At 71.6% G+C, this 13275-nt stretch carries 14 protein-coding genes and 2 tRNA genes; 4 read left to right on the forward strand and 12 right to left on the reverse strand.

Annotated features, from left to right (window positions below):
- Positions 1–43: 43 nt before the first annotated feature.
- Positions 44–1339, forward strand: coding sequence for a ferric reductase-like transmembrane domain-containing protein (locus tag ACZ79I_RS13315; RefSeq protein WP_471497231.1), 1296 nt, complete (start codon positions 44–46; stop codon positions 1337–1339).
- Positions 1336–2952 (forward strand): NADH-ubiquinone oxidoreductase-F iron-sulfur binding region domain-containing protein, encoded by a 1617-nt coding sequence (locus tag ACZ79I_RS13320; RefSeq protein WP_471497233.1) that lies wholly within the window; start codon positions 1336–1338, stop codon positions 2950–2952. Before ACZ79I_RS13315 ends, ACZ79I_RS13320 begins: the two co-directional genes overlap by 4 nt.
- A gap of 137 nt (positions 2953–3089) precedes the next feature.
- Here ACZ79I_RS13320 and ACZ79I_RS13325 read toward each other — a convergent pair.
- From ACZ79I_RS13325 to ACZ79I_RS13340, 4 genes are all read right to left on the reverse strand, one after another.
- Positions 3090–3162: transfer RNA gene (locus tag ACZ79I_RS13325), tRNA-Ala, on the reverse strand.
- 140 nt (positions 3163–3302) lie between these two features.
- Positions 3303–3536 (reverse strand): hypothetical protein, encoded by a 234-nt coding sequence (locus ACZ79I_RS13330; protein WP_016643127.1) that lies wholly within the window; start codon positions 3534–3536, stop codon positions 3303–3305.
- Between the two features lie 3 nt (positions 3537–3539).
- Complete coding sequence (locus ACZ79I_RS13335) at positions 3540–3713, reverse strand: hypothetical protein (protein WP_381077242.1); 174 nt, start codon at positions 3711–3713, stop codon at positions 3540–3542.
- A gap of 69 nt (positions 3714–3782) precedes the next feature.
- The gene (locus tag ACZ79I_RS13340) at positions 3783–5147 is read right to left on the reverse strand and encodes an MFS transporter (protein WP_471504919.1); all 1365 of its coding nucleotides are present in this window, start codon (positions 5145–5147) and stop codon (positions 3783–3785) included.
- A gap of 224 nt (positions 5148–5371) precedes the next feature.
- On the opposite strand from ACZ79I_RS13340, the gene ACZ79I_RS13345 reads away from it, so the two are divergent.
- The gene (locus tag ACZ79I_RS13345) at positions 5372–6250 is read left to right on the forward strand and encodes a helix-turn-helix transcriptional regulator (RefSeq protein WP_471497235.1); all 879 of its coding nucleotides are present in this window, start codon (positions 5372–5374) and stop codon (positions 6248–6250) included.
- An 84-nt stretch (positions 6251–6334) separates the two neighbouring features.
- Here ACZ79I_RS13345 and ACZ79I_RS13350 read toward each other — a convergent pair.
- The 7 genes from ACZ79I_RS13350 to ACZ79I_RS13380 all read right to left on the reverse strand — a co-directional run bounded on the left by ACZ79I_RS13350 (position 6335) and on the right by ACZ79I_RS13380 (position 10719).
- Positions 6335–6407 (reverse strand) — tRNA-Ala (locus ACZ79I_RS13350).
- A 119-nt stretch (positions 6408–6526) separates the two neighbouring features.
- Positions 6527–7189 carry a histidine phosphatase family protein gene (locus ACZ79I_RS13355; RefSeq protein ID WP_471497237.1) on the reverse strand — a complete coding sequence of 221 codons (663 nt, stop codon included), beginning with the start codon at positions 7187–7189 and terminating at the stop codon, positions 6527–6529.
- Positions 7186–7632, reverse strand: coding sequence for a ribosome silencing factor (rsfS, locus tag ACZ79I_RS13360; protein ID WP_471497239.1), 447 nt, complete (start codon positions 7630–7632; stop codon positions 7186–7188). The genes ACZ79I_RS13355 and rsfS overlap by 4 nt, the downstream gene beginning before the upstream one ends.
- Before the next feature lie 110 nt (positions 7633–7742).
- Positions 7743–9500, reverse strand: coding sequence for a LytR C-terminal domain-containing protein (locus tag ACZ79I_RS13365; protein ID WP_471497241.1), 1758 nt, complete (start codon positions 9498–9500; stop codon positions 7743–7745).
- A 17-nt stretch (positions 9501–9517) separates the two neighbouring features.
- The gene (gene nadD, locus ACZ79I_RS13370) at positions 9518–10180 is read right to left on the reverse strand and encodes a nicotinate-nucleotide adenylyltransferase (RefSeq protein WP_453240711.1); all 663 of its coding nucleotides are present in this window, start codon (positions 10178–10180) and stop codon (positions 9518–9520) included.
- Between the two features lie 82 nt (positions 10181–10262).
- Positions 10263–10418 (reverse strand): hypothetical protein, encoded by a 156-nt coding sequence (locus tag ACZ79I_RS13375; RefSeq protein WP_471497242.1) that lies wholly within the window; start codon positions 10416–10418, stop codon positions 10263–10265.
- 142 nt (positions 10419–10560) lie between these two features.
- Positions 10561–10719 (reverse strand): hypothetical protein, encoded by a 159-nt coding sequence (locus tag ACZ79I_RS13380; protein ID WP_471497244.1) that lies wholly within the window; start codon positions 10717–10719, stop codon positions 10561–10563.
- 162 nt (positions 10720–10881) lie between these two features.
- Between ACZ79I_RS13380 and ACZ79I_RS13385 the strand changes: the two genes are divergently transcribed.
- Positions 10882–12033 carry a M48 family metallopeptidase gene (locus tag ACZ79I_RS13385; RefSeq protein ID WP_471497246.1) on the forward strand — a complete coding sequence of 384 codons (1152 nt, stop codon included), beginning with the start codon at positions 10882–10884 and terminating at the stop codon, positions 12031–12033.
- Positions 12034–12124: 91 nt separating this feature from the next.
- On the opposite strand, the gene ACZ79I_RS13390 is transcribed toward ACZ79I_RS13385, so the two are convergent.
- On the reverse strand, positions 12125–13198 hold the full coding sequence (locus ACZ79I_RS13390) for an SCO2583 family membrane protein (RefSeq protein ID WP_471497248.1): 1074 nt from the start codon (positions 13196–13198) through the stop codon (positions 12125–12127).
- Positions 13199–13275 lie beyond the last annotated feature (77 nt).

Genomic DNA, 13275 nt, shown 5'->3' on the forward strand with positions numbered 1-13275 from the left:
CGGCAGCGGGACCGCCTTCCCGAAACCTTTCGGAGTGACCCCCATGAACCCTCAACGTAGTAACAGCTCGCTCCCCAAGCCGGGTCGCTCGGCCTACGGCGTGGCGACGGTCGTGGTGCTGCTGCTGATACCCGTGGTCGTGCTGTACGGAGGCGACTGGCTCCAGGAATTCCTCAACTTCGGCGCGGGCGTCGTGGCGCTGGTCCTCCTCACCTGCTCGGTGATCTGGGGGCTCGTCGCCCAGGACCGGCTCCTCCTCAACATCCGCCAGCGGATCGTGGCCCAGGCCGTCCACCGGGTGACCGCCGTCGGCTCGATCGCGTTCCTCGTGGTGCACATCGGCATCAAGCTCGCGCTCGAGCACACCGTGTGGATCGCCGCGGTGATCCCCTTCGGGCTCGGCTTCAGCGGTATCGGCGGGCTCGTCGGGCTCGGCACCCTGGCCGGCCTGCTCATGATCTTCGTGGGCGTCACCGGTGCGCTGCGCAACCAGTTCGCGTCCCCGGCCCCGGTCGCGGCACGCTGGCGGGCGATGCACATGCTGGCCTATCCGGCCTGGTGCGCGGCCCTCATCCACGGCCTGTACGCCGGCCGTCCGGTGAAGAGCCCGCTCTTCACCTACCTGTACGAGCTGTCCCTGCTCGCGGTCATGGCGGCCCTCGCGCTGCGCGCCGCGCCCCGCCCGTACAAGCGGAAGATCGCCGACCGGCTCCTCGCTGCCTTCGGGAGCGAGGAGCCGCTCGGCCGCGACGACCTGGAGGAGAGCCGTGCCCGCGTCGCCGAGTCCGCCATGGCGGGCCTCGGATCGCGCTCCACGGGCCGTTCCGCCGGCCGCGAGGGACTGATTCCCCCGCAGTCCTCCGCCCCCCTCTACGAGGCCCCCGCGGCCCGCACCATGACCCCGGAGTCCGGCAACGGCTTCGCCGCCGCCTACCGGGCCGTCTCGCCCACGCCGCGCGCGCAGTCCCCGATGACGCCCGACGCGACCCAGCGCATGGACATGCCACTGGACATGCAGTCCACGGAGGCGATGCCGCGCGTCGACGGGCCGGGCAGTACCTCGGGCAACTGGCCGATCCCGTCGCCGCCGCCCGTCGGCGAGGCGCCCCAGTCCTCCTACGACCCGCTCAACGACACCGGATACACCATCCCGGCCTACGGCAACGCGGGGTACAACGGGTACGGCGCGAGTGACATGTACGACACAGGTGAGATGAACGCGCCCTACGGTACGTACAACCCGTACGACAGCGGTCCCGCGACGGAAACGCGGCCCGGCGCCTATGACACGCCGGGCGCCGGCGAACCCTGGAACGCGCCTTCCGGAGGCTTTAAGTGAACGAGGCCCTGCCCGACGTCCCAGAAGTCCGTGTGGTCGGGCTTCCGCAGCTCACGTCGGGCTTCGACCTTGTCGAGCGACTCGACCTGCCCATGCACCTCAAGGTGCACGGCCCGCTGGAGCCGGTGGGCGGCGAGCAGCTCGCCCAGCTCGCCGAACAGATCTCCCTGAAGGGGCGCGGCGGCGCGGGCTTCCCCTTCCACAAGAAGCTGCGGTCGGTCGCCGAGTCGGCGATCCGCCGCGGCATCCGGCCGGTGGTGGTCGTCAACGGAAGCGAGGACGAGCCCGCCTGCCGCAAGGACACGGTGCTGATCAACCGCGCGCCGCACCTCATCCTGGACGGCGCCCTGCTGGTCGCCGAGGCCCTGGGCGCCCGCACCCTCGTCGTCGGTGTGACCCGTGCGTCCACCGAGAGATCCATGGAGCAGGCGCTCAGCGAGCGCGGGCTGAGCAACCGCCGTGGAGCACCGATACGCGCGCGGGTGCAGCGCAATCCGGTGCGCATGGTCACCGGCGCCGCCTCCTCGCTGATCCGCTCCATCGACGGCGGCCCGGCGATCCCGCCCGGCCGCAAGGTCAGCGCCTCGCAGACCGGCGTCGGCGGCGCGCCCACACTGCTGTCCAACGCCGAGACGTTCGCCCAGCTGGCGATCGCCGCCCGCATCGGGGCCGAGCGCTACTGCAACACGGGGCTGTACGACGAGCCCGGCACCGTCATGCTCACCGTCTCCGGGGCGGTCAACCGGCCGATGGTCATCGAGGTCCCGACGGGTGTGCCGCTGCGGTACGTGCTCCAGCTGGCCGGCGCCCCGCCGGTGCCGCAGGGCGTGCTGACCGGCGGCTACCACGGCAAGTGGATCGACGCGGCCACCGTCAACGAGGCGATCGTCTCGCGCAACTCCCTGGATGCCGTCGGCGGCTCGCTGGGCGCCGGCGCGATCCTGCCCATCAGCCAGGAGACCTGCCCGCTGGGCGAGTCCCTGCAGGTGGCGAAGTGGCTGGCCGAGGAGAGCGCGGGCCAGTGCGGTCCCTGCTACCTGGGCCTGCCGGCCGCGGCACGCGGCATGGAGGACATCATCAACGGCGGCGGCCCCGCCGCGCTGGAGGCCCTCAAGCAGGTCGCCAAGGCCGTGAAGAGGCGCGGCGCGTGCTCGCATCCGGACGGCTCGGCGATGTTCCTGGAATCGACCATCAAGGCGTTCACGGACGATCTGGCCGCCCACGTCCTCGGCAACGGCTGCGGCAGGCCGGTGGAGGGCGTGCTGCCGCTCTTCGAGGGCGGCAGGGCGCCCACGGGCATCCCCGGCGGCGGACAGGCGGAGCCGGAGGCGGGTGCCAGCAGGCAGAAGATCTTCGTCGACTGGACGCTGTGCCGCGGCCACGGCCTGTGCGCGGACATCCTCCCGGAGGTCTTCGAACTGGGCGCCGACGGCTTCCCGACGGTCGCCCAAGCGCCGGTGCCGCGGTACGCGGAGGCGAAGGCGCTGCGGGCCGTGCGCCGCTGCCCGGCGCTCGCGCTGCGGATCGAGGAGGACACCCGGTCCGGTCCGTCCTCCCGCAGCAACCTGCCCGTGCTGTCGCAGGGCCGAGGACGCCGCGCGCTCGGCCGCTGAGCGCACGCGATGAGGGCCGCCCGCCCCTCGCGGGTGGCCCTCATCCCGCAGCGGCTCCCGGATCTCGGCCGCGCGCGAGCACACCCGCACACGACGAAGGCGGTCCATCCGATCGGATGGACCGCCTTCAAGTCCTGTGGAGCTAAGGAGAATTGAACTCCTGACCTCCTGCATGCCATGCAGGCGCTCTACCAACTGAGCTATAGCCCCGTGTGGTGCCCCGCCGGGTTTCCCCGGCGGCGACGCCAACATTACACGCTCCTCCCGGTGCACCACCAAATCGTTTCCGTCCGGTACGGGTTGGGAGGCCGCTCTGCGGGGGCGTGCCCCGGTGTCCGCGTTCGCCCGCGTCAGGCGGTGGCGAAGGAGTAGAAGCGTTTGAGGGTGCAGTGCTCGTCCAGGAGACGGCCGTAGATCGGCTCGCCCTCCAGCTCACGGTAGGTCTCGATCGGGTCGCCCTTTATGATCAGCGCCCGCGCGCACTCCTCGCACCAGTACTGGTAGTCGGGGTTGACCGGCTCCATGTCACGGACGATCGGTGTGCCGCTGCCGCACCAGTCGCACTTCCGCCTGTGTGCACCCATCGATCAGCTCCAGCTGTGGCCGCAGGCCGTGCACACGTAGGAAATGCCGCCGTTGTCGCCGAGGACCTGGGCGACATGGGACGAGCCGCAGGAAGGGCAGTCGAGGAGGGTGCCAGTCTGACGTGCCACCGCCACTGCGAGGGGGTCGCCGGTCCCCTCGCGGATGCTCCCAGGCATCGCTACTCCCTCCCGTCGGGCCGCGCACCCTTCCGGCCGTTTGATTCTGCCACGGCCGGGCCAATACGGTCAGCGACGCCTGCGTACCAGTCCGGACACGGCCCCCAGCACAGCCGTCGCGGCCAGCGCGTACATGCATGCGAGGAGCGCGTCCGAAGAGGTATACGCCCCCGGGGCCCCAAGTGACTCAAGCCGGTTCAAGAACAGTGTGCCGAAGGCCGCGACACCGATCAGCTGGCCGAGCTGGGTGACCGTCGCGAGCAGTCCGCTGGCGTCCGCCGCGTCCTCGGGCCGCACGGTGGCGAGGGCCCTGGTGAGTGTGGGACTGAAGCTCAGCGCCAGGCCCACGCCGACGCCCGCGAGGGCCACGTACAGCCACGGCCCGCCGTCGCCGCCGCCGTGCAGCGCCCGGCCCACGCCGGCCACCGAGAGGGCGGCGAGCAGGAACCCGCCGGGGATCAGGGCGCGCTGCCCGGAGGCGGGCCAGCGCCGCCAGGTCAGACCGACGAGCCCGAACACCACGGCGGTGGGTGCGAAGGTGAGGCCGGCCCGCAGTGCGCTGTAGCCGAGGCCGCCCTGGATGTGCAGGGTGAGGGAGAACAGGAATCCCGCGTTGACGGCCATCACCGCCAGCAGCCGGACGACCGCGAGGCCGATGCCCGGGTGGCGCAGCACCCTCGGGGCGATCAGCGGCGCCCCGCCGCGCCGGGCGAGCCGGGACTCATAGCCGCGGAACAGCGCGAAGACCACCACGCAGACGGCGAGGCACAGCCAGGACCACAGCGGCCAGTCCTCCTCCTGGCCGAGGACGAGCGGCACGGTCAGCAGCGAGACGGCGGCGCCGAGCAGCACCAGACCGGGCAGGTCGAGGCCGCGCGACCGTTCCAGGGCCTGGGTGTCGTCGCGCGGCAGGGCCCGGCGGCCCATGGCCAGGAGCACGGCGCCGACGGGCACGTTCACGAGGAACACCGGCCGCCAGCCGGTGCCGAACAGATCGGCGCTGACCAGCACGCCGCCCAGCACCTGCCCGGCGGCGGCACCGGTGGCGAGGACGGCGGAGTACACGCCGAGCGCCTTCGCCCGTGCCTCGCCGGTGAAGTGACGCTGGATCAGGCTGAGCACCTGCGGGATCATCAGGGCCGATCCGGCGCCCTGCAGCAGCCGGAAGGCGATGAGCTGCCCCGTGGTCCCCGCCAGTCCGCAGGCCAGCGAGGCGGCCGTGAACACCGCGAGTCCGGCGAGGTGGACCCGCCGGTGCCCGAGCAGGTCGCCGAGGCGCGCCCCGGTGATCAGCAGGACGGCGTACGAGATGGAGTACCCGGCGACCACCGACTGCAGCCCGGCCCCGCTCGCATGGAGTCCGGAACCGATCGCGGGTACGGCGACGTTCACGATGAAGACGTCGAGCAGGGCCATGAACTGCGCGGTGAGCAGGACCGCGAGCAGCCGGCCGGGGCGATTGTCAGTGGCGTGGGTTCTACTGGTCGCAGGACGGATCGCGGGACCGGAGCCGGGGCCCGCGGGGGTTGTCGTCGTCATGCCTCCGAGCCTGACGACGGTTGGATACGGGTAACGAGAGCCCGCCGATGCTGGTACTGACAGCACCTGGCAGCGTCCGGCTCCGGTCCCGACCATGGACGACGGGGGATGTGAGGACGATGGGGACGACACAGCGCCGCAGGCCGGAGCTGGCCGCCTTCCTGCGCAGCAGGCGGGCCCGGGTGACGCCCGCCGACGTGGGCATGCCGCCGGGCCTGCGGCGCCGGACGCCGGGCCTGCGCCGCGAGGAGGTGGCGCAGCTGTCCGGCGTGGGCGTCACCTGGTACACGTGGCTGGAGCAGGGCCGCCCCATCAACGCCTCGCCCCAGGTCCTGGACGCGGTGGCGCGCACGCTCCGCCTGGACCAGCCGGAGCGCGAGCACCTGTACCACCTCGCGGAGGTGCCCTACGAGCACGGTCCCGCGGGGCTGCCCGGGCGGGTCGGCCCGGAGATCCAGACCGTCATCGACGCCCTCGACCCCCATCCGGCGGTCGTCTACAACGCGCGGTACGACGTCCTCGCGACCAACCCCGCCTACAGCGACCTGTTCCAGCTCCCGCCGAGAGGGGACAGCGGCAGGCCCAACGCGCTGTGGATGCTCTTCACGGTGTCCGAGGAAGCCTGCCCGGTGGTGCGCCGGGACGAGGAGCTGCCGGTGATGGTGGCGACCCTGCGCTCCGCGTACGGCAGACATGTGGGCGAGCCGGCCTGGGAGGACTTCATACGCGCGCTGTCGGCGGCCAGCCCCCGCTTCGCGGAGCTGTGGGCGAGCGGTGAGGTGACCCCGCCCGGGCCGCGGGTGAAGACCTTCCGCCATGGGGTGGTGGGCGAGCTGCGGATGACCTCGGTGTCGCTGTCGATCAACGGAATGCCGGAGTGCCGGATCGTCGTGCACACACCGGAGGACGCGGACGCCTGGGAGAAGGTGGCGCTGCTGCGGGAGCGCAGGCAGCGGCTGTGGCCGCCGTCGGACAGGGAACCGGCCGACGTGGTGTGAGCGACACCGCGCACGAAAAATCCCGCCCCTCGCGGGACGGGATCCTTCGGTATCGGTCTTTGACAACTCAAGAGTGTCGATCTGTGGAGCTAAGGAGAATTGAACTCCTGACCTCCTGCATGCCATGCAGGCGCTCTACCAACTGAGCTATAGCCCCTTGCCCCACGCGGCCGGGCCGCATGGTGTTCCGCCCCGCTCGGCGGGGCGAACAAGAAGAACTCTAGCCTGCGACCTGCCGGAAAGCGAAATCCGGGTCCGGCGCCCGATGAGGCGGTGTCAGTCGTCGTCACCCAGGACCGGCTCCGGGAGGGTGCCCGCGTTGTGCTCCAGGAGACGCCAGCCGCGTACGCCCTCGCCGAGGACGGACCAGCTGCAGTTGGAGAGACCGCCGAGGCTCTCCCAGTGGCGGGCCTCCAGGCCGAGCAGGCGGCCGATGGTGGTGCGGATCGTGCCGCCGTGGCTGACCACCACGAGGGTGCCCCCGTCGGGCAGCTTCTCGGCGTGCCGCAGCACCACGGGGGCGGCGCGGTCGGCGACCTCGGTCTCCAGTTCGCCGCCGCCGCGGCGGACGGGCTCACCGCGCTTCCAGGCGGCGTACTCCTCGCCGTACCGGGCGATGATCTCCTCGTGGGTCAGCCCCTGCCAGACGCCCGCGTACGTCTCGCGCAGGCTCTCGTCGCGGGTGACGTGGAGGCCCGTGAGCGCGGCCAGCTCGGCGGCCGTGGCGGCGGCGCGCCGGAGGTCGGAGGCGAGGATGGCGTCCGGCTTCAGGGAGGCGAGCAGACGGGCGGAGCGGCGGGCCTGGGTGAGGCCGGTCTCCGTCAGCTCGACGTCCGTGGAGCCCTGGAAGCGGCGCTCCACGTTCCACATCGTCTGGCCGTGGCGCCACAGGATGAGGCGGCGGCCCCGCTTCCCCTCCTCGGTGCCCGCGGCGGTCACCGCAGCTCCCCGCCCAGTCCGGCGGCGTCCTCGGCGGCCTGCAGCCTGGCGTGCTCCTCGGCCTTGCCGCGGGTGGCCTTGGCGTCGGCGGGCAGCTCCAGCTCGGGGCAGTCCTTCCACAGCCGCTCCAGGGCGTAGAAGACGCGCTCCTCGCTGTGCTGGACGTGCACCACGATGTCGACGTAGTCCAGCAGCACCCAGCGGGCCTCGCGGTCGCCCTCGCGGCGCACCGGCTTGGCGCCGAGTTCCTTGTTCAGCCGCTCCTCGATCTCGTCGACGATGGCCTTGACCTGACGGTCGCTGGGCGCCGAGGCCAGCAGGAAGGCGTCCGTGATCGACAGCACGTCGCTGACGTCGTAGGCGATGATGTCGTGCGCGAGCTTGTCGGCGGCCGCCTGGGCGGCGGTGTTGATGAGTTCGAGGGAACGGTCCGTTGCGGTCACTACAGGGCTTTCCGTCGGCGGTCAGTGATACCTCAAGGGTCTCACGGACCGCCGACCGCTCCCCAAGTGATTAACGGATCACACCCCGGCGACCCAGGGTGTGATCCAGGTCACGACGACGGCTTGTAGTTCTGGCCGAGGACGACCGAGACGGTGGCGTTCGATGCCGCCGTGCCCTTCTTGACGGCGCTGGTGGGCAGTCCCAGGGTCTTGGCCACCTCGATCGCGTTCTCCTTGTCGCCGTCGCCGGCGTAGGTGATGCGGGACTCGGCCTGGGCGGGGCCGGTGCCGGTGTCGATGACGGTGTAGCCGCCGTTGACGAGCACGACGCGGGCCTGCGCCGCGGAGGACTTGGAGCCGGTGGCGTTCTTGACCCCGACCCGGACGGCGTCGCCGGCCTGGGGGCTCTTCACGGTGCCGCCGAGCAGGTTCCTGACGACGGTCTCGGTGGCCTTCTGTCCGACGGTTCCGTCGGACTGGACCGGCAGCAGCTCGGTCTTGTAGTCGCCCTGCTTGGCGTGGTCGGCGAGCTTGGCGAGGAAGGTGCCGAGGTCCTTGTCGCTCAGGGACGGGTCGAGGATCTGGGCGAGCGTCTGCACCGTGGTCGTCGCGGCCTGCGGGTCCGAGGACATCTTGCGCAGCACACCCTGCATGACCTGGCCGAACCGCTCCAGCTGGGCGTCCTGGGGCTCACCGGGGGCGCGGTAGGTGGCATAGGCGACGGCCATCTTGCCGCTGAGGGTCTGCTCCTCCCCCTTGTGCACGAGGGGGGCGCCGCCCTTCTTCTTGGCGTCGGGGTCGGGGACGTCGGTGTCGGTGGTGACCTCGATGTTGCCCACGAGTTCGACGAGGTTGTTCAGGTACGGGGTGTCGAGGCGCCAGGTGCCCTCGATGCTGGTGCCCAGGACGGCGTCGATGGCGTCGCCGGTACCCGAGGAGCCGTCGCCGGCGACCGACTTGGCGAGGGTGGTCGTGGTGCCGTCGTCGGAGGTCAGGGCAAGGGAGTTGGGCAGCAGGACGGTCGCACCCTGCTTGGTGGTGGTGTTGTCGACGAGCAGCGCTGTGGAGGTGCCGCCGCCCTTGGTGTTGTGCAGGTGGACGACGATCACGTCGCGGTTCTGGGCGCCCGCGGCGGTCGTCGTCCCGCCGGACGAGCCCGCGGAGGAGGTGCCGGGCAGCTTGCCCGCGTACCAGAGGTAGCCGGCTCCGCCGAGGCCCACCAGCGCGAGGACCACGACGAGGGCGACGATCCGGCTGCGGGCACGGCGCCTGGCCTCCTCACGGCGCTCGGTGCGGTTCTCGGTGAACTTCAGCCAGTCGATGACGTCTTCGGAGTCGCCGTCGGGTTCCTCGACGAAGGCGAACTGCTCGGTGCGGTAGTCACGGTCGCCGCGCGGCTCCCGGTCGGCGGCGGTCCCCGCCGGTCCGCTGGGGCCGCCGTCGGGGAAGCCGTCCGCGCGGCCGGGGCGGCTTCCGGACGGTCCCGCCTGCTGCGGGATGTACGCGGTCTGTTCGGGGACGCGCGGCTGCGGACCGCTCGTCGCGGTCTGCCCGTACGGGTCGCGGCCGCCGGTGCCGGTGCCGTACGGGGCGTAGGGGTCGTACGGGGGGACGGGCGGCTGCCTGCCCGTGTCGTGGGAGGGCACCGCTTGCTGCTGACCGGTGTGGTACGGCGCCACCGGCTGGTGCTGACCGGTCGCGTACGGGTCGTAGCCGTAGCCCGGTGGCTGCTGCTGGTTGCCGTAGGGGTCGTAGCCCTGCGGGGCCTGCTGCACGGGCACCTGCCGGTACACAGGCTGCCCGAACTCGTCGTAGCCGACGAGCTCGTACTGGTCGCCGCCCGCGTATCCGTCGTATCGGTCGTTCACCGGTGGCCCCTCTCGGCTCACTCGCCGCGGTACAGCTGCCGTTTGTCGATGTAGCGCACCACGCCGTCCGGCACCAGATACCAGACGGGTTCGCCCTTGGCGACCCTCGCACGGCAGTCTGTGGACGAGATGGCCAGCGCGGGAACTTCCACGAGCGAGACGCCGCCCTCGGGAAGACCGGGATCGGCCAGGGTGTGACCGGGGCGGGTGACGCCGATGAAGTGCGCGAGGGAGAACAACTCGTCCGTGTAGCGCCAGGTGAGGATCTGGCCGAGGGCGTCGGCACCCGTGATGAAGAAGAGGTCGGTGTCGGGGTTGAGGGCCTTGAGGTCGCGCAGGGTGTCCGTGGTGTAGGTGGGGCCGCCGCGGTCGATGTCGATGCGGCTGACCGAGAACTGGGGGTTCTCGGCGGTCGCGATGACGGTCATCAGATAGCGGTCCTCGGCCGGGCTGACCTTGCGGTCGGTCTTCTGCCACGGCTGGCCGGTGGGCACGAACACCACCTCGTCCAGGTGGAACTGCGCGGCGACCTCGCTGGCCGCGACGAGGTGCCCGTGGTGGATCGGGTCAAACGTCCCGCCCATGACGCCGAGGCGGCGTTTGCCCGGGTTCGACGGCCCGCTTCCGGGGCCGGGTCCCGTGCCCTTCGCCGGACCGGTGGGCGTGTGCTGCTCTCCCATGCATGCAGACCCTACCGGCCCGGCCGCCGGGCGCCGGCCGACAGGACCCGGCGGGCGGCCGGGACCGGGTCCTGCGCCGGACTCAGCGGTCGCGGTTGAAGCGGGTGGTGACCCACAACAGCGCGAGGAGGATGACGAGGGCGGCGCCGCCCGTCATGTAGGGGCTGATGCTCTCGTGGTTGCCGCCTTCGCCCTCGGCGAGGGTGGCCAACTGGGCGGCGGTGCTGTGGAAGCTCATCTCGGCAGACCTATCCGGTGTGGGCGGAACAAAGACGTCGGCTCATCGTAAGCGGGCGCCTCGGCACCGATCACGCCGACTCCGCCATTGGCGGGGAAGGGCCCGCCGGAGCACGGGGCGGCCCGCCGCACACCGCCGCCCGTCATTCGTCCTTGCGCCGGTAGCCCCGCAGCAGGAACCACCCGGCCATGACGCAGCCGACGACCATCACGATCAGCACGATGCGGAGCAGGTTGCCCGGCCCCTGCCGCTGCGCGGCCGTCGCCGCCTCGGTGAGCCAGGCGGCGGGAGTGTGCTCCATGGATCGCTCCTTACGGTGTGCTGCCCTGCCACCGTATCTCCGCCTAGGCTGGAGTCCGCTTCGGGGGCACTTCGGGGCGCCGCACGGCGTACACGGTCACTCCACCGGGTGGCCGCCCGATGATCAATCGCACAGTGAGCGACCAGACACATGGGGGAACACATGTCCGACGACGGCCGCGACCAGAACGGGCACGAGACCGTGCCGAGCAGGCAGCGCAGGCGTTTTCCGGGGATCTCCTCGCGCGCGTACGAGCACCCGGCGGACCGTTCGGCTCTGGTGGCCCTGCGCAAGCTCACCGGCTTCGACACGGTCTTCAAGGCACTCAGCGGTCTGCTGCCCGAGCGCAGCCTGCGGCTGCTGTTCCTCTCCGACTCGGTGCGGGTCTCGGACGCGCAGTTCACGCATCTCAACGACATGCTGCGGGACGCCTGTTACATCCTGGACCTGGAGAAGGTCCCGCCGATGTACGTCACGCAGGACCCGCAGCCGAACGCGATGTGCATCGGCCTCGACGAGCCGATCGTCGTCGTGACGACGGGACTCGTGGAGCTGCTGAACGAGGAGGAGATGCGGGCCGTCGTCGGCCACGAGGTGGGCCACGCGCTGTCCGGCCACGCCGTGTACCGGACGATCCTGCTGTTCCTGACCAACCTCGCGGTCCGGGTCGCGTGGATCCCGCTGGGCAACCTCGCGATCATGGCGATCGTGACCGCGCTGCGGGAGTGGTTCCGCAAGTCGGAGCTGTCGGCCGACCGGGCCGGGCTCCTGGTCGGGCAGGACCTGCAGTCCTCGATGCGCGGCCTGATGAAGATGGCGGGCGGCAACCACCTGCACGAGATGAACGTGGACGCGTTCCTGGAGCAGGCCGAGGAGTACGAGGCCGGGGGCGACCTGCGCGACTCCGTGCTCAAGATCCTCAACGTGCTGCCGCGCACGCACCCCTTCGCCGCGGTCCGCGCGGCGGAGCTCAAGAAGTGGGCCGCCTCTCGGGACTACCAGCGGATCATGGACGGTCACTACCCGCGGCGGACCGAGGACAAGGACACCTCGGTGGCGGACTCCTTCCGGCAGTCGGCGGCCGGCTACGCCAACGAGGTGAAGCAGTCCAAGGACCCGCTGATGAAGCTGGTCAGCGATCTCGCGGGCGGCGCCGGCGACCTCGGCGGCCGGGTGCGGCGCGGCTTCGCGGGCTTCGCCGGCGGCGCCCCCAAGGACGCGCCGCGTGAGTCGCGCGAGGGCCGGACGGCAGAGGCAGAGGGCCGGCCGGGCGACGACGGCGCCGGGGACGAGACCCGCGGCCACGACGCCTGACCAGGGCGGTCCGGACGGCGACGCCTGATCGCGGCCCGCACGGCGACGGCGCCCGCCCCGGCCCTTCCCGGGGCCCCCGTCTCCCAGGGCCTCAGAGCGTCGGCTGCGCGCTCTTCGCCAGGGAGCCGCACAGGGCCGTCGCGGTGGCGTCACCCGTCGCGTAGGGGTCGGTGCCGGCCGGGCCGCCCGCCTTGGGCGTCTGGCCCGCCAGCAGCGGGCGCAGCTCGTTCGTGGCGTCCTCGGCGCAGGCCAGCGGGCCGGCCTGGACGTACGAGGAGATCAGCTGCACCTGGTGCATGCGCAGGTCGTTGCGGTCGAAGCGGAAGGTCAGCTCGCGCCGCACGGTGAACAGCGACGCCTTGGCCTTCGCATCGGATCCGGCCGGCTTCAGCGCGTACACCAGGGTGTGGTCCGCGGTGACCTCCAGGGTGTCGGAGTTGGTCTCCGCCGCCTCCAGGGTGCCCTGGACGCGGATCTTGCGGTCGGCCAGCTGGACGCGGGACGGGTCGAAGCGGACCAGCCAGCCGGTGGGCTCGTGCCGGCCGTCCGCGGCCGGATGCACAAAGCCCTGGTCGAACTGGTCGAGCTGCTGCGGGTTCAGCAGGAGCCGCACGGGGCGCACGGCGCCGCCGGTGAGGACGGCCGGGTCGAGCGAGGACTGGACGAGGTAGTCCTTCGCGGTGGTCAGGGCGGCGACGACCTGGCTCTCGGAGAAGTCCGCGGTGCGCCGCGTGGCGGGGAGGGTGATGCCCTCGGCGCCGACCCGGTACTGGGCGGCGGGGCTGTGGGCGTAGAGGGTCTCGGGATCCTGGGCGCCGGGTACGGCGGACTGCGGGGCGAGGGGTATGACCGTGGACCGCTGCGGCTCTATGGGCTGTGCCTTCGGCGTCGGGTACGGATGGCGTACGCCCATGTAGATCGCGGTGGCGAAGGCGATCGCTATCAGCACCACGAGGATCAGGGCCTGGCGGGGCAGTCCCCGGTGCAGCGCCGGGCGGCGGCGCACGGCCGGGGCGTGGTCGGACATCCGCTCCCGCGCGGAGTACTCCTGCAAGCGGGCAGCACGGACGAACGACTCGTCGAACACGACGGATCGGTATTCGTCCTCGCCACCACCGGGAGCGCCCTCGGGTGTCCCCTCAGGTGGGTCTCCAGGCCCGCCCATACCTTCAGGGTAGGTCTCCTGGAGCTCAGGTAAACGCCCTGGTGCACGACAAGTTCTGACAGGTTCTCACCAGGATT

This window comes from Streptomyces sp. PSU-S4-23, from assembly GCF_055632315.1.